The sequence below is a fragment of the Agathobacter rectalis ATCC 33656 genome, assembly GCF_000020605.1.
Lineage (GTDB): Bacteria > Bacillota > Clostridia > Lachnospirales > Lachnospiraceae > Roseburia > Roseburia rectalis.
This window is the reverse complement of sequence record NC_012781.1, coordinates 3272379-3296107: the sequence shown is the minus strand read 5'-3', so window position 1 is coordinate 3296107 and position 23729 is coordinate 3272379. Positions and strand designations below refer to the sequence as shown.

Annotated in this window: 26 protein-coding genes; 10 read left to right on the top strand and 16 right to left on the bottom strand. The window is 40.5% G+C overall.

Annotated features, from left to right (window positions below; genetic code table 11):
- Positions 1 to 48: 48 nt before the first annotated feature.
- Together EUBREC_RS15695 and EUBREC_RS15690 are read right to left on the bottom strand one after the other, a co-directional pair.
- Positions 49 to 1641 carry a response regulator transcription factor gene (locus EUBREC_RS15695; RefSeq protein WP_306718536.1) on the bottom strand — a complete coding sequence of 531 codons (1593 nt, stop codon included), beginning with the start codon at positions 1639 to 1641 and terminating at the stop codon, positions 49 to 51.
- Positions 1628 to 3457 (bottom strand): sensor histidine kinase, encoded by a 1830-nt coding sequence (locus EUBREC_RS15690; protein WP_041254327.1) that lies wholly within the window; start codon positions 3455 to 3457, stop codon positions 1628 to 1630. Before EUBREC_RS15690 ends, EUBREC_RS15695 begins: the two co-directional genes overlap by 14 nt.
- A 278-nt stretch (positions 3458 to 3735) precedes the next feature.
- On the opposite strand from EUBREC_RS15690, the gene EUBREC_RS15685 reads away from it, so the two are divergent.
- The 5 genes from EUBREC_RS15685 to EUBREC_RS15665 all read left to right on the top strand — a co-directional run bounded on the left by EUBREC_RS15685 (position 3736) and on the right by EUBREC_RS15665 (position 9343).
- Positions 3736 to 4989: an ABC transporter substrate-binding protein gene (locus EUBREC_RS15685; protein WP_012744250.1), complete on the top strand. Its 1254-nt coding sequence runs from the start codon at positions 3736 to 3738 to the stop codon at positions 4987 to 4989.
- A 170-nt stretch (positions 4990 to 5159) separates the two neighbouring features.
- A complete protein-coding gene (locus tag EUBREC_RS15680) occupies positions 5160 to 6017 on the top strand; it encodes a carbohydrate ABC transporter permease (protein WP_012744249.1) in 858 nt (285 codons plus the stop codon).
- 11 nt (positions 6018 to 6028) lie between these two features.
- Positions 6029 to 6883, top strand: coding sequence for a carbohydrate ABC transporter permease (locus tag EUBREC_RS15675; protein ID WP_012744248.1), 855 nt, complete (start codon positions 6029 to 6031; stop codon positions 6881 to 6883).
- Between the two features lie 108 nt (positions 6884 to 6991).
- The gene (locus tag EUBREC_RS15670; RefSeq protein WP_012744247.1) at positions 6992 to 8104 is read left to right on the top strand and encodes a glycoside hydrolase family 172 protein; all 1113 of its coding nucleotides are present in this window, start codon (positions 6992 to 6994) and stop codon (positions 8102 to 8104) included.
- Between the two features lie 9 nt (positions 8105 to 8113).
- On the top strand, positions 8114 to 9343 hold the full coding sequence (locus EUBREC_RS15665; protein WP_012744246.1) for an ABC transporter substrate-binding protein: 1230 nt from the start codon (positions 8114 to 8116) through the stop codon (positions 9341 to 9343).
- Between the two features lie 195 nt (positions 9344 to 9538).
- Here EUBREC_RS15665 and EUBREC_RS15660 read toward each other — a convergent pair whose 3' ends face one another.
- Both EUBREC_RS15660 and EUBREC_RS15655 read right to left on the bottom strand, forming a co-directional pair.
- Entirely contained in the window at positions 9539 to 9757 is a 219-nt protein-coding gene (locus EUBREC_RS15660) for a hypothetical protein (RefSeq protein WP_012744245.1), read from the bottom strand.
- Positions 9758 to 9759: 2 nt separating this feature from the next.
- Entirely contained in the window at positions 9760 to 9963 is a 204-nt protein-coding gene (locus EUBREC_RS15655; protein WP_012744244.1) for a helix-turn-helix transcriptional regulator, read from the bottom strand.
- Between the two features lie 100 nt (positions 9964 to 10063).
- Here EUBREC_RS15655 and EUBREC_RS18110 point away from each other — a divergent pair, with 100 nt between their 5' ends.
- The 3 genes from EUBREC_RS18110 (at position 10064) to EUBREC_RS15645 (ending at position 11606) form a co-directional block, all read left to right on the top strand.
- Positions 10064 to 10606 (top strand): hypothetical protein, encoded by a 543-nt coding sequence (locus EUBREC_RS18110; RefSeq protein ID WP_306719355.1) that lies wholly within the window; start codon positions 10064 to 10066, stop codon positions 10604 to 10606.
- Positions 10603 to 10995, top strand: a complete 393-nt coding sequence (locus EUBREC_RS18105) for a site-specific integrase (RefSeq protein ID WP_012744242.1) — start codon at positions 10603 to 10605, stop codon at positions 10993 to 10995. The genes EUBREC_RS18110 and EUBREC_RS18105 overlap by 4 nt, the downstream gene beginning before the upstream one ends.
- A 371-nt stretch (positions 10996 to 11366) precedes the next feature.
- A complete protein-coding gene (locus EUBREC_RS15645) occupies positions 11367 to 11606 on the top strand; it encodes a DUF6061 family protein (protein WP_041254325.1) in 240 nt (79 codons plus the stop codon).
- Positions 11607 to 11815: 209 nt separating this feature from the next.
- Here the strand turns inward: EUBREC_RS15645 and EUBREC_RS15640 are convergent, their stop codons facing one another.
- The 12 genes from EUBREC_RS15640 to EUBREC_RS15585 all read right to left on the bottom strand — a co-directional run bounded on the left by EUBREC_RS15640 (position 11816) and on the right by EUBREC_RS15585 (position 21459).
- Positions 11816 to 13057, bottom strand: coding sequence for an ABC transporter permease subunit (locus tag EUBREC_RS15640; protein WP_041254324.1), 1242 nt, complete (start codon positions 13055 to 13057; stop codon positions 11816 to 11818).
- 1 nt (position 13058) lies between these two features.
- Positions 13059 to 13946, bottom strand: a complete 888-nt coding sequence (locus EUBREC_RS15635; protein WP_012744237.1) for an ABC transporter ATP-binding protein — start codon at positions 13944 to 13946, stop codon at positions 13059 to 13061.
- 139 nt (positions 13947 to 14085) lie between these two features.
- Complete coding sequence (locus EUBREC_RS15630; RefSeq protein WP_012744236.1) at positions 14086 to 15150, bottom strand: sensor histidine kinase; 1065 nt, start codon at positions 15148 to 15150, stop codon at positions 14086 to 14088.
- Positions 15151 to 15163: 13 nt separating this feature from the next.
- Complete coding sequence (locus EUBREC_RS15625) at positions 15164 to 15673, bottom strand: VanZ family protein (protein WP_049757247.1); 510 nt, start codon at positions 15671 to 15673, stop codon at positions 15164 to 15166.
- 16 nt (positions 15674 to 15689) lie between these two features.
- Positions 15690 to 16385, bottom strand: a complete 696-nt coding sequence (locus tag EUBREC_RS15620; RefSeq protein ID WP_172622362.1) for a response regulator transcription factor — start codon at positions 16383 to 16385, stop codon at positions 15690 to 15692.
- A gap of 148 nt (positions 16386 to 16533) precedes the next feature.
- On the bottom strand, positions 16534 to 17397 hold the full coding sequence (locus tag EUBREC_RS15615) for a nucleotidyl transferase AbiEii/AbiGii toxin family protein (protein WP_012744233.1): 864 nt from the start codon (positions 17395 to 17397) through the stop codon (positions 16534 to 16536).
- Positions 17398 to 17991 (bottom strand): type IV toxin-antitoxin system AbiEi family antitoxin domain-containing protein, encoded by a 594-nt coding sequence (locus EUBREC_RS15610; protein ID WP_003505367.1) that lies wholly within the window; start codon positions 17989 to 17991, stop codon positions 17398 to 17400.
- An 88-nt stretch (positions 17992 to 18079) separates the two neighbouring features.
- The gene (locus tag EUBREC_RS15605; RefSeq protein WP_003505369.1) at positions 18080 to 18790 is read right to left on the bottom strand and encodes a DUF6040 family protein; all 711 of its coding nucleotides are present in this window, start codon (positions 18788 to 18790) and stop codon (positions 18080 to 18082) included.
- Positions 18768 to 20489, bottom strand: coding sequence for a MobA/MobL family protein (locus tag EUBREC_RS15600; RefSeq protein WP_012744232.1), 1722 nt, complete (start codon positions 20487 to 20489; stop codon positions 18768 to 18770). The genes EUBREC_RS15605 and EUBREC_RS15600 overlap by 23 nt, the downstream gene beginning before the upstream one ends.
- Positions 20465 to 20770, bottom strand: coding sequence for a hypothetical protein (locus EUBREC_RS15595; RefSeq protein WP_012744231.1), 306 nt, complete (start codon positions 20768 to 20770; stop codon positions 20465 to 20467). Before EUBREC_RS15595 ends, EUBREC_RS15600 begins: the two co-directional genes overlap by 25 nt.
- Positions 20770 to 21084 (bottom strand): hypothetical protein, encoded by a 315-nt coding sequence (locus tag EUBREC_RS15590; protein ID WP_041254741.1) that lies wholly within the window; start codon positions 21082 to 21084, stop codon positions 20770 to 20772. Before EUBREC_RS15590 ends, EUBREC_RS15595 begins: the two co-directional genes overlap by 1 nt.
- A 144-nt stretch (positions 21085 to 21228) precedes the next feature.
- On the bottom strand, positions 21229 to 21459 hold the full coding sequence (locus EUBREC_RS15585) for a helix-turn-helix domain-containing protein (protein WP_003505382.1): 231 nt from the start codon (positions 21457 to 21459) through the stop codon (positions 21229 to 21231).
- Positions 21460 to 21633: 174 nt separating this feature from the next.
- On the opposite strand from EUBREC_RS15585, the gene EUBREC_RS15580 reads away from it, so the two are divergent.
- Entirely contained in the window at positions 21634 to 22263 is a 630-nt protein-coding gene (locus tag EUBREC_RS15580; protein WP_012744229.1) for a helix-turn-helix domain-containing protein, read from the top strand.
- Between the two features lie 86 nt (positions 22264 to 22349).
- Complete coding sequence (locus tag EUBREC_RS15575) at positions 22350 to 23645, top strand: tyrosine-type recombinase/integrase (protein ID WP_012744228.1); 1296 nt, start codon at positions 22350 to 22352, stop codon at positions 23643 to 23645.
- The last annotated feature ends 84 nt before the right edge of the window (positions 23646 to 23729 follow it).

Below are 23729 nucleotides of genomic sequence, written 5' to 3'. Positions count from 1 at the left end.
TATTGTATTTTACGCGAGCAAGGAGCCCAAGTCCGTGCCTGCACGAAATCACTGCCCCTGCGTGCCTCTCGCTTCCCGATAAGCAGAAGGGGACATCCCCAGTTTCTTCTTAAAACTGTTGCTGAAATAATATTGATTCGTATAACCACACTTTGTGCTGATCTCTTTTAACGAAAGACTGGTGGATTCCAGATAATGACAGGCACTTTCGATGCGAAGCGCAGTGATGGTATCACTGATGCTTTGCCCGGATACCTTTTTGAACAGAGAACTCAGATATGCAGGGCTGATGTTGGCATGTCGTGCGATATCATTCAGGCACAGGGTGTTGGTTTCAAAGTTTTCCCGGATATATCCAAGAGCCATGGTATATATCTGATTGTGATAGTTCTGTAAGGATGAATCCATCTTTTCGCATACGGAGGCACATAACTGCGTCAGCCATTTTACAAATTGTTCGTAGGTGCGGAAGGAATCAAACCGGGTATAGACCTGGATGATTTCCCTCTCCAAATCTCCGGTATCCAGGTTCATCTCGTATAAGAATTTCAGAATTCGTCCCAAAAGGGAGTAGATTCGGATGAAAACCAGATTTTTGTCCTGAACCTGTCCTAACAGATTCTGAAAATAGCAGGTAATCCATTCTTCGATAGCAGTCATGTCTTTGGAACAGATAAGACGTATCAGTTCTTCGTCGGTATTTTCGGAAAAGGACAAAAGATTTAATTCTTTACCAAGTGCTTCTCTCGCATCGAAAATATTTTTGTGTGGGAAGAAAAATAGGTATTTCAGCGAGTGGGAAGCACTGGCAAAGGACACCGGGAGCTTCCAGATGCTGTCAGCAAGACTTCCGATTCCGATGTTCAGAGAAAGTACATTGTTTTTGCAGGACTCGACAATAGTGGAGGCTACTTGGTGTATGACTTGAAGAAAATGCTGGGGATGTTTTGAGTTCTGGCCAATGATGCAGACGATTCCGCTGAATTCTTTTAAATAAAAAACATTGTCAAAAATCTCCATTTCTTCTTTTACCAGATTCAGGATATTCAGAAGCTGGATCTGGTATTGGGTAAAGTCCAGTTCGGATTTGGCAGGATCTGGTTCTGTTTCCAGGATCAATACGTCAAAAAAGTCATAGTCTGATCTCAGATCCAGATATTTCAGATACTGGCTCAGATGAGTGGCCGGATCCACACCGGGATAATGGAGCAGATCATGAAAGAATTTTTCTGTCATAACAGGCCGGCTTGCTTTTACCAACTCCGTATTTTTTTGTGTACGGTCGATATCCGTAAAAGCATTTTTGATTTTTTCCGTAAGATAATGATAATCCAAGGGTTTCTCGATATAGTCATATACACAAAGGCGGATCGCCCGTTTGGCATATTCGAACTTGTCATAGGCACTTACAAGAATAACTTTTATGAAAGGCTGGATCTCCAGAGCTTTCTGACTCATGGAGATCCCATCTAGATCCGGCATCTCAATATCCGAGATGATCAGATCTACATGGGTGTCTTTCAGGATGTCCAGAGCGGAAAGACTGTTATATTCTACGGCGATCACAGTGGCATCCAGAGCACTCCAGTCAATATTTTTTTCGATGCCTTCTGCGGTGAGGCAGTTGTCATCTACAATCATTACATTCTTCATCATATTTCTCCATCTGATCAAATTCAATGGTAATGGAAGTGCCTTCATACAGACAACTTTCTACAGATATCCTACCATTTCCAAAATAAGGATTGGAGATTCGTTTGTTTACATTTCCAATACCAAAGTGTTTTTCATAATTAACAATTTTTTCATCCAATGTTTTCTGCAATTCTAAAAGCTGTTCTTTTGCCATTCCGATTCCGTTATCTGTGATCACAATAATAACCGTATCATCTCCGTAGGAAAGATCAATGGAGATATGAACCTCCGGCGTTTTCTGAGAGAGACCATGCATAATACTGTTTTCCAGAAATGGCTGCAGTGTGAATTTGCAGATCAGGAAGTTGTCAATGCCGTCTTCCATATTGATCTCCCAGGTAAGATTATCATTATGGCATAATTTTTCCATTTCCAGATAAAGCTGTGCGATGGTCAGTTCGTCCCGGATGGAGATCAGGTCTTCCGACTTTCTGAGTGTCATGCGGTAAAAACGTGTAAGATTCGTCAGCATCTGATTGGCAATATCCAGCTTTCCAAGGGACTGACAGGTCTGGATGGATCCCAGAATATTATAAAGAAAATGTGGATTGATCTGGGATTGGAGAAGCTGGTATTTTAGCCGTTCTTCCGTCAGTGACAGTTCCAGAATAGACTGCAGATTGTCATTCAGGGAATGCTGCATTTTTTCAAAGGTTATCCCCAGTTTATCAATCTCATCGAAGGTTTCAGGTGCACGATCCTGTGGTACCAGTGCCTTCATGTTGGTGTCGGATGCATCTAATTGTAGTGTTTCCATAGCCCTGGATAGTGTCTTGATTCGTCTGGTAAGATTCTTCGAGATCAGAACCACAACCAGAATCGTCAGCGGAAGAGAGATCAGGATTGTCAGGAGGATACTTTTGATCAGTATATGCGTGTTTTGCATGATATAAGAATCCGGTATCTCTGTCACCTGTAGCCAGCCGTTTCGTAAAGTAGTAGTGTGATAATTAGTGTGAGCTCTCTTTTTTAGAGAATCTCCCTTGTTGTATAAGAAATCCAGTTTTTCTTCGTCAAGAGATGCAGAAAGCAAAGAAGGATTGTTGCTGGCAACGATTTTTCCGTTGTCTGTAAGGATATAGCTGGTGATCTGATTATCCTGGAAAATTTCCTGTAGAATGGAGGAAAATTCAGATGCGTCCAGATAAATTATATAAGCATACTTTATGCTGTCTGTATCCGGATGTTTTAAAACTCTGCAACAGGAAACAGAATTCGTAATATGGTAGCTGTTATTCACAAGAAACGGAACAGACAGCAGATCCTGATAAAACCAGACAGAGGATGTTCCCGGATTTTCCAGAACTTCTTTTGGAATCTGAAAGTCAGAAAGCTTAGACATAGGGAAAAAGTATAAGCTTTCGCTGGATGCCATATGCTCGTCCGGAAGAAATATATTGATATAGGCCAGATCAAAGGATGTCTTAAACATGGACAGATTGCTCCGAATCTCGGAAAGCATAGCCAGAGTGTCCATGGGTGCATCTGCCTGCATCAGGTTGTACATATTATATTGAAGCGTATCGGCTATATTTTCCACTTGCTGCAAGCGGTTATCAAACTGTGTATGCAGCTGTGCATCAGCGGAAATAGATGCATTCAGAATCTTATCTTTAGCAATGTTATAAGAAACAGCATAGGAAATTCCGCCTATGATGAAAATAGGAATCAATGTGCACAGCAAAAACGCACATAAAATCCTGTTTTGAAAATGGGAAAAGTATAATCGTGGACCTCTGGACCCTTTTTTTGAATGTTTCATAAAATCTCCTTGTATTGTATCCGGGCAAAATCTATCAAAAACGCTTTCGTCAATGAAATCTTGCATGTGATCGTTTGTATTTCGGCATGCTCATGCCAGAACACTATTATATATGATCAATTTCTATTCTTATTATAGATTAAAAAAATGCTTTTAACAAGGATAAAAATAATATAAACGAATCGAAAAATATTGTATTTTGAGAAAACAGACTTTTTGATATCCTTAACTCATCAAAGAAATAGGCGTAAGGCTACAAACAAACAGGAGGTAATTAAATGAAAAAGAAATTAGTGAGCGTGTTACTGGCAGGCGTTATGACAGTAGGAATGTTGGCAGGATGCGGCAGCTCCAAAGGAGAAAGTACAGAAAAATCCAAAGATTATGATCTGACTTTGTACAGCGTCATGACAACAGATCCTGACTTTGATGAATGGCTGAAAAATGTAGAGGATGCCACAGGACTGAACATCAATGTAATCGCAGCTCCGACAGATTCCGATACTCGTCAGCAGAAAGTTACGACAGTCTTATCTACAGGAGATGCTTCTATTGATATTATCGAAATCAATGATGAGATGAGTGCGTCATTCAAAAACTCAGGCTGGCTGGAAGGCCTGAACGACACAGTTATGACAGAAGATGTCCGTAGTCAGTTTGCACAGGGTTATCTGAAGAATATGATCACAGATAAAGACGGTAACATTGTCGGTGTTCCGGGATATACCGGATACCTGGCTTTCTGGGTAAATCAGAAAATCATGGATGAAGTCGGAATTACAGAGATCGATACAAAAGAAGACTTCATGAAATATATGAAAGCAGCTTCTGGTGACGGAAGATATGGATACGGCGGATCCTGGGAAAAAACCTATGCATACAATGAGATTGCACAGTTTGTAAATATGTTCGGTGGAGATTATTTTGACTGGACAAAGGCTGAAAACAAAGAAGCCATTCAGTTCATGAAAGATATGGTGGATAATAACCAGACACCGATCGATCAGATCGCAGACAAATATGAGCAGATGAACCCGAAGATCAATGATGGAAAATATGGAAGCTTTTTCATGTGGGGACTTGGAACTGATTACAAGAAAGCCGGTATGCTGGGAGATGACAAGATCCATATGGCTATGGTTCCTGACTTCAGCGGTAAAGGAGAGAGAGCAATCTTTACAGATTCCTGGAATTATGTTCTGAATTCCGCTTCCAAGCACAAAGAAGCAGCCATCAAATTCCTTAAGTACATGACAGAAGAAGGCGGAATGGAAGCATCCTACAAAGCATTCGAGAGATATCCTGCAAGAGCAGATATAGCAGAAAAAGTTGTTCCGGATACAGATCCTGCAAAAGAAATGTATTCCCGCTATGCTTCTGAGTGCAACGTTAACGGACGTCCGATGCTTCCTCAGACAATGGAATTTATCACAGATATGGGAACTATTTTCCAGTCATGTATGAAAGATGAGATCTCTGTAGATGAGTTCTGTGAGAAAGCTCAGGGCCTGGTTGAAAAATACAGCAAGTAATATAGCTGAACAATGATAGAAATAACTGATGAATAACAAAACAGTTGGCAATAGGCAATGAATGCGGATTGAAAAAATCTGCTTGGTAAAAGGGAACGCATCATAGCAATTTATGGTGCGTTTTCCTAAGATGACAGGAGGAGAAAAGAGTGACAATCAGTAAAAAATCGATGAAATGGATTCCATGGATTTTAATTCTTCCGGTTGTGATTATCCGTGGTTTTACTACTTTATATCCGATTATAGTAACTTTGAAAAATAGTTTATTTGACGTAAAGGTTTTATCAGGAGTCAACAAATTTGTCGGACTGGCAAACTACGTTAATGTGTTTAAAGATCCCAAAGTGCAGACATCCATATCCTTTACCGTGGAATTTGTGGTTGTTTCCATGGTATTCCATGTGGTTTTAGGTGTGATCCTGGCTTTGATCCTGAATATGAAATTTAAGGGCAGAAGATTCTTAAGAACCATCGTACTGATCCCGTGGGCTATGCCGGCTGTTGTTATCGGTATGGCAGCAAAATGGGGATTCAACAACGATTACGGTCTGGTGAACGATTTTATAAGACGGTTTGTACCAAATTTTCAGTATGACTGGATGATCAACACCGGTTCCGCCAGAGCAGCGGTTATCGCCATGGACCTGTGGAAAGACCTTCCGTTCTTTGCAATCCTGGTATTGTCAGGACTTCAGTTTATTTCCGGTGATATCTACGAAGCTGCAAAGGTGGATGGGGCAAACGGAGTGCAGAGCTTTTTCCGTATCACATTACCGTTGATCCTGAAAAATATTATCACTTTATGTATTCCGTTTACACTTTGGAGACTGACAACTTTCGACTTGGTATATGCTATGACTTCCGGTGGTCCTGGTGAGGATACATCCCTGATCGCATATAGAATTACCACAGAAGCATTTACCAATCTAAATGTGGGGTATGCATCTACACTGGCAGTTATGTTGTTCATTGTAATGGCGGTCTTTAGCTTTATCAACATCAAATTCATGAGTAAACTGGCAGATTAGGAGGTATTGACATGCAGGATACTAATAAATATAAAGTATATAAAGCCATTACTGCAGTAGGCAAATGGCTGTTATTTGCAATCGTTTCCTTTTTGATCTTATTTCCGGTTCTGTGGATTTTCGTATCATCGATCACACCGCCAGGTGAATTGTTCAAGATGCCAATCGACTATATTCCGGATCACCCGACACTGGAAAGCTACAAATTCCTGATAGAGAACGTGGGACTTTTGGAAAAAATCGGAAACACAGTTCTGATCGTAGGTGTCACAATTGTGGTAAGTACTGTTATTTGTGCCATGGCGGCATATGGATTTTCAAGATTCAGAACAAAGGGGATCAGCATTGCCTTCGCGTTCATTATTGCAACAATGTTGATTCCGGAAGTTGTAACAGCAAGACCGTTGTATGATTTCATGAGAGCAGTAGGACTGTATGACACTTATCCGGGTCTGATCATTCTTTATATCAGTGCAGTCATTCCATTTACTGTATTGATCTTAAAGAACTTTGCATCAGAGATTCCGATTTCCCTGGAAGAAGCAGCAACCATCGACGGAGCGAATTTTGTCCAGAGATTATTCAAAGTGGTCTTACCGCTGATGAAACCTGCAATCGCTACAGTTTGTATCATTAACTTTATCACCTGTTTGAATAACTTCTTTACTCCATTGTATTACTCAAATAATATCCAGGTGCTGTCTGTTGCAATTGTACAGCTGCCACTGAGAGATAACATGTATGGTGTTCCGTGGGATCTGGTAAGTGCCATGGGTTGGATCATCCTGTTACCGATTATTATTTTCGTAGCAGTCTTTGAAAAACAGATTATGGATGGTATAATGGCAGGAGGAGTAAAAGCTTAATTGGTAATTGTTCATAGGAGTATTAACCTGTGAAACGAGTTCTTGTGAATGAAGTGAACAGTAATACAAAACCTGATATAATTTGCCAACCAGAAGGAGGATGTAACAATGTATAACGAATTTGGTGGAACTTTAAGTAATCTAGCATTAGCAAAACATAGAAAAAGCCGTGCAATCAATGCAGAAAATCCAAGAGGAGAAAAAGGAAAGGGAGGTATGGCAGCCAGTGATCTTGGACCATCCAGAAAGGGAAGCCCGTGTCTTAATGACATCGCAAGTGGTCAGACAGTGACACTGGCAGAAATCGAGGGACCTGGCGCAATCAATCATATCTGGATCACAGTGGATGCGAAAACCACAGACGCAGATTGCTTTGTACTGAGAGATCTGGTTCTTCGTATGTACTGGGATGATGAAGACGAACCGTCTGTAGAAAGTCCGCTGGGAGACTTTTTCTGCTGTGGGTTTGGTAGAGAATGCAATATAAATTCTATGCCGATCGCAGTAGTGCCAAGCAGAGGATTGAACTGTTATTTCCAGATGCCTTTCAGAAAAAAAGCAAGAATCACTCTGGAAAACCAGCATGTCAATTCAATTCCAGCATTCTTCTACCAGGTGGATTATTGCCTGTATGATGAGGGACTGCCGGAGGATATCGCTTACTTCCATGCACAGTGGAGAAGAGAAAAGATCACTCAGTTGCAGAAAGATTATGTAATCCTTGATAATGTCAAAGGAAAAGGTCACTATGTAGGTACTTATATGGCACTGACAACTCTGGAGCGTTACTGGTGGGGTGAAGGTGAGGTTAAGTTCTATATCGACGGAGATGAAGAATATCCTACCATCTGCGGAACAGGAACAGAAGATTATTTCGGTGGTTCATGGAGCTTTGCTAAGCAGGTAGATGGTAAGACCGTGGAACAGAATTATTGTACACCTTATCTGGGATATCCATATTATTCTTCTCACGATGAGTTGATTCACAATTTCTATCACAATGACGATGTTATGCCGATGAGAGGTTTTTATCGCTGGCATATTCAGGATCCGATCTGTTTTGACGAGGATCTGAAAGTGACGATCCAGCAGATCGGTGTGGGCTACAGAGGATTATTTGAGAGACAGGATGATGTGGCAAGTGTGGCATACTGGTATCAGGCAGAACCACATAACAGCTTCCCGGAACTTCCTGGAAAAGAAGAACGCTGGCCTAGATAGGAGCAGAACTTGAAGAAGTATGTATTAGGTGCTTTTATTGGATTTTTGTTGCTGATGTCCGGATGCAGGGATCGACAGGATGGAGTCCATACAGAGGATACGGATTTGCAGAAAGAAAAATTAACCATCATGCACGTAGATGCAGAATCTCCCGGATTCAGAAAATTTATAGAAAATGCAGAAAAAGAACTGAATCTTGAGATAGAGACGATAGCCTGCCCTGCAGATGCAGATGTGCGGCAGGCTAAAATCTCCACGATTCTGGAAGCCGGAGATTCTTCAATCGATATCTTCTCTGTCAATGATGAGATGATCAGTGAATTTAAATACAAAGATTATCTGAAACCATTGAACGATACGGTGATGACGAAAGAACTGTTATCCAGTTATCCGGAAAGTTATATGCAGAATGTACCGATGAAAGATGGTAAAGTTTATTCTGTCCCCTACCTTATGGATATTATGGTATTCTGGGTAAACCGGGAAGTCACAGGAGACCGGGAGATCCGGACGCAGGAAGATTTTGCTGCCTTTTTGAAAGAAAACCTGGGCAACGATGTCTACGGATATGGAGGAGCATGGGATCAGTCTTATGTGTACAATGAACTTTCGGAATTTGTAAATCTCTTCGGAGGAGACTATTACGACTGGGAGAATAAAAACACGAGAGAAGCACTCAGCTTTCTTCACGATCTGACAGCAAACGGAGAAGTTCCGATTTCACAGATCACAGACCGGTATGAACAAATTGAACAGAAATTTTTGGATGGAAAATACGGCAGTATTTTTATGTATAGCGGAGCCATAAACACTTTTGAATGTGCCGGAGCTTACAGAATGGAAAAAATCCAGGTGGCACCATTACCGGGATTTCGAAAGAATGCTACCAACATCGCTACATGGCAGTATGTGTTAAACAAGGCATCTGAGCATGAGAAAGCGGCAATAAAATTCCTGAAATATGCCGCAAGCAGAGAAGGAAATATTGCTTATGCAGAATGCATGAAACGTCTTCCGGCCAGACTTGATGTGATTCGTGAAGAAAAATTGGATATCCCAGGATTTCAGGTCTTTCAGGATTATGTGAATCATGTTGAATTGAAGGAACGTCCGTTTTCTTCAAATCCAATGAAGGATATCTCTAAGACCGGCATATTATTTCAACAATATGTGATGGATCAAATATCTCAGGATGAATTTTGTGAGAAAATGGAAGAAATGCAAAAAAATCAGAGATAGTTAAAGAAACAGAGCAAATCGAAAAAAACGATTTGCTCTGTTTCTTTGTTTGTACGGCAGCGCCACGAGGCATATTTTGGTCATTAAAGTGTATTGTACGAACAGATTACGTTGTGTCTACCGTGTCCCCATCTTATATTGATTGTGGGAATGCAAAAACGTTTATTTAGAATAAGCAAAGAATAACGATTAATGTTAGTTTTTACCTAAAATTTTTTCTTTAAATTCATCAAATGTCTCAATAGTAGTGCTCTGGCTCTCGAGCAGCCAATGACTTCCGTCCGGTAGGAGTTCCCACGCATCAAATGTTTTTTCCGAATGATCATGGATGAACTGGATATATTTGCCGGATGGAGTGTGGTAGATATCCTTCTTACTTATCTGGTTTAAATCTTTGACCTCTGCATCGCTCATCCTTATTTTCCTCTCTGTACTGATTCTGTAGATTTATCAAGTGCAAATATTTCTTCAATCGGGACTCCAAAATAGTCGGACATCTCAAACATGAATTCTGCGGACGGACAGCATTCGCCCAGCTCAACGCGGCGGATAGTGCGCGGATCATATCCGGTGTCCATGGCAAGCTGCTTTTGGGCGGTTACAACATACAGCGCTAACATGGGACTCATTAATAATTACATTTTACCGGTTATCGGAAAAACAGACGTAAGTTCCGTGAATAATCATTTTGTGGAGAAATTTTATAGAACCTTGAGCAATATGCCAGCGGTTGATGGCGCAAACAACAAAAAAAGCAAGGGAAATGTTTCTCCAAACACAATCTTTGAAATACATAAGATTCTCAGAAGCTGTTTTCGTCAAGCTGTAAAATGGGGAATCATGGAAAAAAATCCGGCGATAGATGCAACTCTTCCGAAACGTAATAAGAAAAAACGTGAAATATGGACAGCAGAGATGCTAATGCAGGCAATAGAGACAAACAGTTGTTATATTGTCATCAACAAGATTATTGAGCGTGTAAGTGTTGAGGCATTGGATTTCATGGACAGGAAAGATATTATTACGATTTTTCCTACGCAGAAAAGGAATAACACCACAGTTGTCGTGATGAAGACTCAGAAAACAGAAACAAGTAACAGAAAAGTGTATATTCAAAGTCATGTGGGAAAATGTCTGAAGGAGCTGAAAGCAGAGCAGGATCATACAAAGGAAATCCTTGGAAATGAATATAAGGATTATAACCTGGTGCTTGCCACGACTTTTGGTATGCCAATTGGCGCAAGCCATGTTGTACCAAGATGAAGCAGATTATTAAAAAGGAAGGATTGCCGGATGTGGTATTTCACAGCCTGCGTCATACATCGGTGACATACAAGCTGAAACTGAGTGGCGGTGATATAAAGGCGGTCCAGGGCGATTCTGGTCATGCGCAGGCAGACATGGTAACAGAGGTATATGGACATATTCTGGACGAGGACCGCAAAAAGAATGCCCAGCTTATGGAAAATGCTTTTTATAACAAGGAAAACTTAAATCCTGATATTCATGGGGCATCAGGTATACAGAATAATAATAACAATAATATGATAAGTGTTCCGGAGGGGGTAGATGCGGATATGCTTATGAAAGTGCTTGGAAATCCGGAGATGGCAGCTCTGCTGACGAGTCTGGCGAAGTCGATGAAGGGATAGCTTATAAAATTTATAAACCGTGAGCTCTTTTTTCCTTTTTTATAATAGTGTCATTATGGTATAATAGAGACATACAAACTGGAATTGAGATTTCATATATTCCAAGGGATTTAATAACTGTTATATTTTATTATCAAATATCTCTCAATCCCTTGAAAACACAAAGTTTATCGCAGGTGAGCTTTCCCTTATTGTTTCCCTTGCGTTATATCGTCCCACCAGTGTTTACGAACTCTGATAAGGGCAAAAACAAGGGCAAGAAAATTATATAAAACAGTATAACACAAAATAAAAGTGACATTGTGAACTGATTGAAATGCTTCTGATTTTTGCAACAAATGATTGATTTAACGATAAGGAGATTTGATACGATGAGAACAATATTTGCAGAATACAATCCCAAGCGCAACAGTATTGATGTTTACACCTCTGTTGGCTATATGCTCCGCATTGACTGTTGGGAAGCTGAAAAGAACTTAAAAACCACACCAGGATCAGACTGTGCATTAAACGCACTCGCCATTGATGAACCTCTTGAATATGCAAAATTATATCTTGATGGAAATTTGCAGATGTGGATAGATGCGGAAGACTCATTAGATATTTTTTAATTTTTAAACAAATACAACAGTTTAAATCGCTATTAACCACAATATTTCCGGAAAATTCATCATAGGTTTGTGCAAATGCAAAGAAACGGCGGCTCTGAAAATCAAAGCCGCCGTTTCATAGGCGCGTGAAAATGTGTCTGCTCTGCGACGGCTTTTTTTCTTTTGCCGTCGCGCTGCAGATAACCTATTCGTTCTATTTTGAACTTCTTTTATGCTACCTGATGTCTGCAATAGGAATGAATCGCCAAGAATGTAAACACAAATAATTCAATTCCTGCCGAAATCAAAATAACATGCGGTGTCCAGAAACTCATTCCACCGATATTCAGATAATTGAAATCTGCAAGCTGAGAAAGGAAATTGTTCTGCATACCAATTCCGGCAGATGGAAGTATGGTAGAGAGCCATGTTGCTCCCATCGCTACATAAGCAAAAAGCGGCATGAGAAGAACTACAATAGAGATCAGCAAAACTGTCAATGTGTCTTTACATTTTGCAGACAGGAACAACGTACAGCTAACCGTTGCTAATACAGAAAGTAAGCCCGCTGCTGCGAGAATTATCTGCAACTGCCCCAGATTGATGTTTGGCAGATTAATGATAGAGTATCGCATCTGAAACGATGTTTTTAAGCAATCCGTCCCGAACGCTGCATCTAAAATCAGAATGTGTACCGTGATCCCGACAAGGAAAGTAACAACGAAAAGTGTAAATGCCGCCAGAATTTTGGTAATTGCTAATTGTTTATGCCCGTATTTGGTGGTTCGCAGGATGCTGTCACCGCCCGTTTGATATTCTCCGGCGAAAGTAGATGCTGCGATTGCCACACACAAAATAGCAAGGAACAAAATATAAAACTCAATATAATCAAATGCATCTTTTGAAATTCCAGAATGAAGATAAAATGGCGTATCAAGTTCTGAATATTTTTCAAGAGCTTTCTGCTGTGCGGTTTCGTTTTCTCTTTGCTCATTCCGCATGACATCCTGTAAATGTTCTGCGCACTTTTCGTAATAGGCTCCGTCAATGTCATTCGGGTCAATATCCATTAAATCAGCACCAATGCCTGTTAATGGATCAGCAAACGCTTCGGACAGACCCATCAGCAAGTGACGGAACGGGACGATTTTTTCAATATATACCGTCAGAGGAAAGCCATCTTCCTCGACCGGCCCATATTCTCGAACGCAGCTTTGATAAGTTTCCAAAGCCGATTTGATCCTATCCGGGGTCACTTCACCAGCGGATGTTTTATATAAATCTTGTTTGTACTTGATAGCTGCCAAGCCATCTAATTCTGTAACCGTGCCATCTTCGTTTGGACGGTTAATACCCTCAAATGAAATAGGCAGGTATGCCATGGCTACGGAAAGCAAAAGTGCGATTGCAAGTAAAATCATGGTACGCCGTGACTTCAAAATACGTTTTAGTTCAAGTCTAAAGAGCCGCATATTATCTGTCCTCCTTTTCCAAGTCTGTCTGCGGGAACAACCACAGATACAGATCTTCCAATCGTGGCTCCGTTGTAACAGACCCATCAATTTCCGAATGTTCGGACAGATAACGAATAGAAACCTGATTGTGATCTTCGCCTCGCTGATTGATAATGCGCAGCCGCATTTCACATTCCGGCAGCTTTGAGGTCGGAATTATGCAATTCCAAACCTTGCCCTCAATCCGCTTGACAAGTTCTGCGGTAGTTCCGACATCAACAATTTCTCCGGCTTTCATAATTGCGTTGCGCGTAGAAATATATTCTATGTCAGATACGATATGGGTGGAAATCAACACGATTCGATCATGCGAAAATTCGGAAATGAAATTCCGCAGACGCACGCGCTCTCCGGGATCAAGTCCTGCTGTCGGTTCGTCCATGACAAGTATCTCCGGGTCGTTCAACATAGCCTGCGCAATACCAACACGACGCTTCATGCCGCCTGACAGATTGGAGATTTTTTTCTTTTTCACATCGGAGAGCGAAAGAATGTCCAACAAATAATTGATCTTTTTGGTAGTTGCCCTTGTAGGAATATCTTTCAGCGCAGCCATATACTCCAAATAATCTTTGACCGTAAAATCCTGGTGATACCCAAAATCCTGCGGTAGAAAGCCAAACTTGCTTCGGTAGACTTCACCTAACTCTCGAATGTCTTTTCCGTCATAGTAAACCGCTCCGTTGGTTGGTGTCATAATATCAGCAATCATGCGCATGAGTGTGGTTTTCCCTGCACCATTCGCCCCCAAAAGTCCCCAAATGCCGGGAGTCAACGTCAGATTGACATCATTTACTGCTGTTTTGTCTTTGAACTGCTTGCTTAAATGCTCTATTTTCAGTTCCATGCTTACACTCCTTTCTTTTGCTTCAGCTGAACAATAAAAAGCCCTTGTTCGATATCATTGTACCGAACAAAGGCTTTTCAATCTCAAAAATCACACGCTTAAATTCCTAAGTAATTCCTAAGATCACATTCTTATTTTCCTAAGCGGAAAGGGGTAATGTAATCACAAAGTCTATGGTTTCATTTTGACTGGATGCAGTAATCTTTCCACCATGTAAATGTATAATTTCTTCCGCAATAGAAAGGCCAAGCCCCGCACCACCTGTATTAGAAAGCCGAGCATCATCCAAGCGATTGAATTTTTCAAATATACTGTTAAGCTGTTCCTGTGGAATTGTTTTTCCACGATTTTCAAAAGTGATCTGTATATCATGCTCTAACCGTTTGGCGGATATAGTAATCTCTGTCTGCGGGTAGCTATATGACGCTGCATTTCGTAAAAGGTTACTGAAAACTCTCGCCAGCTTTTCGGGATCAGCGTTCACAGATAAGTTGTCCTCCGCAGTAAATACCGCCGTGTTGCCATTTGCAGAGAGTGTCGGGTATATTTCATCTATTACCTGCGCAATCAAACAATGTAAATCTATATTTTCTTTTTTGATAATGACCGTATGTGCATTGTACTTGGTAATTTCAAAAAGTTCATTGATGAGCTTTTCAAGGCGTTCTGCCTTATTCAACGCAACTTTTACATACTTTTCCTTTTGCTGTTCAGGCATGTCAGGGGCTTCATGGAGCAGGCTCAAATAGCCGATTACCGTTGTGAGAGGGGTGCGTATATCATGTGCCAGATACATAATAATTTCATTTTTCTTTTCTTCTGCCTGCTTTGCAGCCCGTTTGCTCAACAGAACAGACATTTTGATTTGATTGAGTTGTGCCTCCAATTCTTTCAGTGGGTCAGACAATGATACGGTATGATTGTTCTGCTCATAGACCGTTTGGGTTGCATCAATTACTTCATCCAGATAGCCCCACGGCTTTTTCCAATAGTAATTGAAAATACATACAAAGCCGATCATCAGATACAAAATAAAAAGCAGATCGAGCCGCCAGTAGAGCCATGCAAAAATACCGTTGTCAAATTTTGAAAAGATGTAGTCCAAGATAAGGGTCAAACCATATCCAACAACGGTATAAACCAGCAATGATAGGTATAAGCGCACTTTAAGGCGCTTTTCTGTTGTCATTTCTTTCTTCGACATGAGAATACACCTCCTACCGATTAGCAAACAGAAGACAGCCAAGTAGGCCAATCACGACAACACTTACTATGCCTGCCAGAATGGAAAACAGTCTGTTTGCTTTTATTCTATTTCCGATTAACCGGGCTGCCATCGAATATACAGCAAGCCCCAAAAGACCACCTGCCGTATTTGTGAGTACATCAGTAATATCAGAACGTCCGACTGCTAAGATATACTGCATAGTTTCCAATAAAAAACTTGTTCCAGCAATCAGCATGAACTTCACATATAATTTTGTTCTTGGCAGAAGCATTTGAAGATAAATGCCCATAGGAACAAAAATCAAGAAATTTTCGAGTACCTCTGTTAAGTGAAATGCTGCTCCAATTTCCTTGTCATAGTGAAAAGGAATAAGGTTTATACTCCTTACTTTATCCAGATCACTGATTGAAAACTGTAGTTTGAACAGTATGATCCAAACCAGAAGTGCCAGATAAATTAAGAATAAAATAGTTACCAAACAATTTGATTTTCTCTTCATAGCGTTCTCCTTTCGCTTAAATTTTGTAGCCGACACCCCAAATCGTTTTAATATACTGCGGAGTATCGGAAGTATCGTTCAGTTTCTCGCGCAGATGCCGGATATGCACAGTAATTGTGCTGCTGTTTTTAGAGTAGTATTCATCTTTCCAAACCGCATGAAACAGTTCCTCAATGCTTACAACATTTCCAGCACTTGACAAAAGGACGTGGAGAATAGAAAATTCTGTCGGGGTTAGAGAAACAAGTTCCCCGTCTAACAGACATTCATGGGTCTGCACATTCAAGCACAATTTGTTATAGGAAAGTTCCGATGGAATTTTCTCTGTGATGATACCGGGTGAATATTTCTTGTAACGTCTTAACTGCGCTTTCACTCTGGCAACTACTTCAAGTGGGCGAAAGGGTTTTGTCACATAATCGTCCGCTCCCAATGTCAGCCCCGTTATTTTATCCGTTTCCTCAATTTTAGCCGTTAGCATTATGATTGGATAAGTGTATTTCTTTCGGATAAGCTGGCAAAGTGAAAAGCCGTTCATATCCGGGAGCATAATATCCAGAATGGCAAGATCAATGTCGCCGCTTTCAATACACGACATGGCATCCGTTGCACAGTAAAATTTATAAACGACGTAATTTTCGTTTTTCAAGTAGACCTCCAACAGATCCGCTATATCTTGCTCGTCATCTATAATCAATATCTTTTCAGACATATTTTCAACTCCTTTGCTCATATTTCCAATTAAGTATAGCAAATACAACATCTAAATTCACAATGGATTGCCTGAGAAATTATTAAGATTTTCCTAACTTTCGAATTTAGGCAACTCAAAATGCTAACGTAATTTACATATCAGTTTTTTATGTGTTATACATATTCTCCAATATACTTCCATATAATGCACAGATTGACTTCACAATTGCATGCCATGAAATATCAGCAGCATAAGAATAATTTTTTTGATATGTTTTCCATAAGGTCTCCATAACCGGACTTGATTCAATTTCATCAAATATTTCTCTTATATCCTCAGCTTCTATCAGGTCTAATGTTCCCCTTTTTTTGGCTGTAGCCACAAGTGCAGTCCATAAAACTTGTTTTTGGAGTTGTTCTCCATACAACTTTTGTAAAATATAAATATCATAAAAATCTCTCATTCGTGTATTTGTAACGTTTCGACTAACAACAGTTTCCAATTTTTCAGCCAATACCGTTTCCAGATTATATGCCCATACCTCAATAGTGCGGTCTTCAAGCATAAGATTAAATTTGTACTTGATTTCTCTTGGTGTAATTACATCCCCTGTAGAAATATCAATCTTTAATGGTGTGATTACACCATCAAATTTCGTTTCCATGCTTACACGAACACCCGGATAATCTGCTTCTTCCATGATTTCCGATATCCGTTTGACCCGAAATGAAACACCATCGTCCAGTGGAATTGATATAATTTGGGATATAATCATTTCTACATCCTCCACACTAACATTAGTGCCTTTTATGGTAGCATCCAGATCCATAGTAGCTCTGGCATCCAGACCAACCATTGCCGCCACAAGCATTCCACCTTTTAATATAAACTGGTTTTTATACTCTGATAAAGAAATTCGTTCTAAAAAACGTTCCATCATATAATTCCGCATCAAAATCTGTGCATCTGCGGATTTTTTCTTTGACATATTACGAATTAAATCCTTTAATTGTCTTGCCGTTGTTATCATCTAAAGTAACACCTCCAAATAGGGTCTAAGTATGTTTTCAACATGAAACATAGCTGCGTATTTCATAAGCATCCGTAAGTTTTTATCCTTACGTTTTGCATATTGTTTCAATGCGTCTTGAAAGACCTGCATTTCAACATTTTTTCTGCTACGAAGCAGATCACAAATTGTTCTCTCCATGTCATAAACGGGAACGGAATGTCCGAATGATGTCTGCATAGCTATGATTCCTATTTCATGTAAATCCTTTTTTACTGTGTACACTTGAAAACCGTCTTCCTGCAAACGACTTGGATTATATCCAGTTCTTACTGTTATGGTGTATTTCAAAGGCTCTCTGTCCGTTAAATCATGAAAAAACAATGCAGTTTCATGAGAAAATACAGCTTGACCACAACGTAAATGCAAAAGGTACATTGCATCTGTCCACGTATCCGGCGATACATACACACCATGAGCAGCTTGTTCTAATCCTCGTTCCTTCACATATGCATAAAACACAGACTTACTAATTCCATTATTTAGAACTTGAAATGTCTGAATTGTCCCTCCACATTCACGCAACAACAAATCTAATTTTTCAAACTGAGTCATATGCTTTCTCCTTTCGTGCTAATATGATAATATATATTAGCACGAAAGTAAAGGCATATAGTACCAATAAAATATCGGTATTTTTGTTTTAATGATATCCCCTTGTTTCTCGCCATCCCTTTACATACCACCTGATTCCAACATATACCAGTTGCACGAATAATAAGAGAAATAGCAGATTGATTGGCAATGTTGTCTTTATCCACTTCCCAAAGTAGATAGCTGTTGCCATGCTTATAAGTATTACCATTATGGTAATCATATCCCAACAGCACTTCTTATATAACTCTGCAATCTTTATCTCTATAAATGCTACAAGTATTCCAGCACCCACCAAACATCCACCGCAGATCAGTATTCTTATCAGCCAATATACAATTCCGGCAACGACAGGATTGGATATTCCATTACTAATCTGTGCCATGTTCTTTCCTGTCAGTATAATCCACCCTGCAATGGTCTGTATAAAAGTGGCGATTGTATCAAAGAATACCACGCAATCAGAAATAAATATTTTTGACCGTATCATCTGAAAAAGAGTAGTTGATACGGAATACCATATCAGCAGAAACATCAATGCTTCATACATGGCTGTTTTTGTTTTATATCTGCCTGCCAGTTTTTCTCTCTGCGTATCATACTTTTCCTTGGCTTTCAGATAAGCTGTCAGGTTACAGTTCCCACACTTTTGATAGAGTACCGGCTTTTCAACCGGTATCTCTACTTTTTTCTGATGAGAGAGTGCATAGTCCCGTTCCTGTTCTGCCTGCCTTAGCTTATCTTGACATTCCTCTGTCATGATTTCGGCAGCGTGCGTTTTCTCTTTCTCGCTCTGCAACAATTCTTTTGTTTTCCTCAAGTCGTTCTTTAAGGCTTGAATGTTCCCGACTCTGTTCTCGCTGTTTAACCTCTCGTTCAAGGTCAGCGATTCGTCGAGCTGCACTTTCAGTTTCTCGATAGTCTGGTCTTTCTGGTCGAGTTCTTCCTGCATCTGCTCCGTCAGCATTAGCAGTTCTTCCAGTTGATCGTCGCTCTTTGAGTTTCTTAATTCGTTCATCAATCAACCTTCCTTTCTCTAATTGCTGTTCAAGTTCAACAATTCGCTGTTCTGTTTCTGCAATAGCCGGTTCTCGCTGTTTAATTTCTGTGCCAATTCCTGCCATTGCTGATTTTCGTCTGTGAGTTTCTGTATCTGGTCTGTCTTTTCTTCCAGAAGCATCAACAGTTCTTCTGTATTCGGTAAGATTTGTAGCAGCTCTGATAATTCGCTCTCTAATTGCTGCAATCGTTCTTCCTGCTCCTGAAAACACATCAGCTTCTCGTCCTTTTCCTGTATCTCCTGAAGCATCTCTGCCATGATATTCTGCTGTTCCTCTATCTGTGTAATCATTGCTTCCATCATGGGAATTACTTCTTTGCTTTCTTCTAATGTCATTCAACCACTCCCTCCACATCGACAATGCACCGGATACCTTACCAAAGGTTTCAATTACCTTTTGCAATAGTGCATTTTGTTTTTTAATCATCTGGTTTTCCTCAACCTTCCATGAACCTTTCCTTATCTGTCCGGTGAGATATTTTTCCTCAATCTTTCTTGCATCTGCACCCTCATGGATAGTAGGAACTTTTAATTTACCCTGTCTTTCATAAGAGCGGTGGTCAATATGATTGTCTATGGATAAATGTCGGTTACACGTCTTAGCCCATTCGCTTCGCCATAACTCACAATTCTTTGGATTACTCCAGCCGGTAGCATCGGTCAGAACACGTTTCCATTGTTTTCTGTTTCTTGCCCCGACTTTCTGTACTCCGTTTTCATCAAGTACCGGAATACGGATTCCATGCCGGTCAGGATTTTTCTTATCCTGCCACCAGTCCGGGTGGGATTCATCAACCACGATATTTCCGTCAGTATCTCTGACAAAATCCCAGTCCTTGACTTCTTTGTTGCCCCATGAGTGATCTGGATTGAATGGTCGCATGGTTACAAGTAAATGCACATGTGGGTTCCCGTCGCCCTTATCGTGTATGCTCCAGTCGGCACACATTCCCTCGTCCACGAAAGTCTTTTGAATATATTCCGTTGTATAATCAATCTGTTCCTGTCTGCTCCATTCTTTCGGCAGGGAAAATTCAAATGAGCGTCCAAGCTGTGCATCTGAATTTTTTTCTATCTTCAAGACCTCATTCCATAGCCGCTGTTTCTGAAATGTGATTTTAAACTTTTCCAGTGCGGCATCTTTATCATCCGCTCTTTTATAACGGATAGACTGTTGAAACCTTTTTATATTTTCTTCCGGTACATGCAGCCATTCAGGAGGTGCATTTTCGCACATCATCAGACTGGTGTAGACGATTTCCTTTTTGGAAGTATAGTAACTGATTCTGCCTGTTTCCTCATTCTTCATCACATCTCCATTAAGATATGCCGATGCGGATATGACAGATTTTCCTTTACTGCGCCCGACAATCTTTACTGTAAAGTGAAATATCGCCATGATACGATTCCCCCTTTCTGCCGTATCCGGCATTGATTTCCGACAGCATCTTCTTCTGGTTTTGCAGGAGTGAAGCTGTCGGAACGCCCTCTGCGCAAGAGTGCCCCCTGCGGCATGAGCAGGTCTGGCTGAAAGCCCCGCCGACGGAACGAGCCCGGCAAGCGTAAGCGCAGACCGGTTGCCACTTGTGGCAAACTTATAAGGACGACCTCTGGTTGTCCATAAGTGCGCCCTTCATTCAAAGGCAATGAAGGGAATGGAAAACCCACTCCCTCCGCCATTACACTTCCTCCATGTCTGTAACTAATTCTTTCTGCATCGCTTTTGAGAAAAACTTCCCGTTTGTTTCCTGCCTTTTTAAGAAGCCTATCAACTTTGGTAAATCTTCCTCCTCAATCGGACAGCCAAGAACCGATTCCACCGCTCCTCCAATCTGACAGAGCCTGTGGGTTCGTTTTTTACTTTCTTCCGCTTTCTTTCTCTTTTCCAGTTCCTTCCGCTGTGCTATGAGCTTTTTTGTAGCTTCAATGCTTTCCTGTTCCTTTTTCTCTAATGCACGTATTCTTTCTTCATAAGTCTTTGTTGATTTCGCCATATCGTCTTCATCCTTTCTTTTTCCGATAAACAACAGTTCCCGGTTGCATATCAGGAGAAGCACATGGTATAATCCTCTTGCGTGTAGGTATATCATGGCTTCGGTCTGATAGAACCTTTGGCGGTTTCGTAGGAAGCCGCCTTTTTAAGTTGCCACATTTCTTGTGACAGCTTTTACATTTCCTTTATCCCTCAGATCTCGCCCCTCGTTGGCTTCCATGAACTTTTCCAGAATGTCAGTTTTAATAAGGACTTTTCTTCCGACTTTTAATACCGGAAGCTTCTTCCATTCAACCAGCTTTCTCAAAGTGTTTCTTCCAATTCCTGTATAGTCGGCTGCTTCCTCGATGGATAATGCAATCTTTCTTTCCGTCATCTTGTCACCTCCCGTTAAATTGCATTATGCAATTTTTGTTGTGCTGTTAGTATAGCGGTTTTATATTGTTTTGTCAAGCGTTATGAAATTTTAAAAATAATCATTAAATTGCATATTGCAATTATGTAAGGTACATGCTATAATTCATACATACCGAAAAAGGAGGCAATCAGCATGAAAGATAAAGAACTACGCAAGCTGATAGGTAGCAGGGCAAAACAGCGTCGTCTGGAATTAAATCTGACACAGCCTTATGTTGCAGAGAAGATGGGAGTTACCGCTTCCACAATCCTGCGTTATGAGAATGGTTCGATTGACAATACCAAAAAGATGGTGCTGGAAGGTCTTTCGGAAGCACTTCATGTATCTATTGAATGGCTCAAGGGGGAAACCGATGAATACGAAACCGATATTACGGATAAGAAAGAATTACAGATTCGTGATGCAATGGGCGATATTCTCAAACAGTTACCTCTCGACCTTAGTAAAAAGGAAGATGCTTTTTCCAAAGATTTACTGCTGTTGATGTTAAAGCAATATAACCTGTTTCTGGAATCATTCCAGTTTGCCTGCAAGAATTACAAGGGCAACACGAATGAAGCGGATATTGCAAAGGCAATGGGATTTGAATCGAATGATGAATATAACGAGATTATGTTTCTCCGGGAGATCACCCATACCGTTAATGCCTTTAATGATATGGCAGATATTGTAAGGCTCTATTCCAAGAAACCGGAAATGGCAGAACAAAGGCTTGAAAATCTTTTATCAGAAGTTTTGTATGAGGATTCCGATTCGGTATAGAACGACAACCGGAGTTATGATATACTTACACGCAAGAAGCATTTCATCAGTTCCGATTGTCTGATATCGAAAGGAGACACACGATTATGGCAAAAGGATCTGTAAGAAAAAAAGGAAAGAAATGGTACTACCGCTTCTATGTAGAAGATGCAAGCGGCAATCTGGTTCAGAAAGAATACGCTGGAACAGAAAGTAAAAGTGAAACGGAAAAACTGCTCCGTCAGGCAATGGACGATTACGAAAGCAAGAAATTCATTGCAAAGTCGGAAAATATTACAATTGGAGAATTACTTGATATATGGGCAGAGGAAGAATTAAAGACCGGTATGCTCAGTAATGGGACAGTCCAGAATTACCTCGGTGCCATTACCAACATCAAGAAGCATCCAATTTCAGAGAGAAAGTTGAAAAATGTAACATCTGAGCATTTACAAGCCTTCTTCGATCTGCTTTCCTTTGGTGGCACTTATCCAGATGGTTCAGAAAGAAAAGGTTATAGCAAAGATTACATTCGTTCTTTCTCGGCAGTATTACAGCAGTCATTCCGATTTGCAGTATCACCAAAGCAATATATCACTTTCAATCCGATGCAGTATATTAAGCTGAAATACCAGACGGATGAGGTTGACCTGTTTTCCGATGATGACATGGATGGCGATATACAGCCAATTCCACGAGAGGATTATGAAAGACTGATTGAATTTCTACAGAATTACAATCCACCGGCAATACTTCCAATCCAGATAGCTTATTATGCAGGACTTCGTATCGGTGAAGCCTGTGGTCTGGCATGGCAGGATGTGAATCTTGAAGAACAGTGCCTTACAATCAGACGCAGTATCCGATATGATGGTTCAAGGCACAAGAATATCATCGGACCAACCAAACGAAAAAAGGTAAGGATTGTTGATTTTGGAGATACACTGGCAGAGATTCTTCGCAATGCCCGAAAGGAACAACTTAAAAACCGAATGCAGTACGGAGAACTTTACCATAAAAACTACTACAGAGAAGTAAAAGACAAAAACAGAGTTTACTATGAGTTCTATCATCTAGACGGAACAGAGAACGTTCCAGAGGATTATAAGGAAATATCCTTTGTCTGCTTAAGACCGGATGGAAGTCTGGAACTGCCAAGCACGTTAGGAATTGTTTGCAGGAAGATTGCTCAGAAACTGGATGGATTTGAAGGATTTCATTTTCACCAGCTGCGACACACCTACACAAGCAACCTTCTGGCAAATGGAGCAGCACCAAAGGATGTGCAGGAACTGTTAGGGCACTCAGATGTCAGTACCACCATGAATGTCTATGCACACTCTACAAGAAAAGCCAAGCGGGAATCTGCAAGGTTACTTGATAAAGTGGCAGGCAATGACTAAATAAAACTTTCCCTTATTTCCCTTACGATTATCTCATAAGGGCAAAAATAAGGGAAAATACATATCGTTTCGCTAATGCACAGG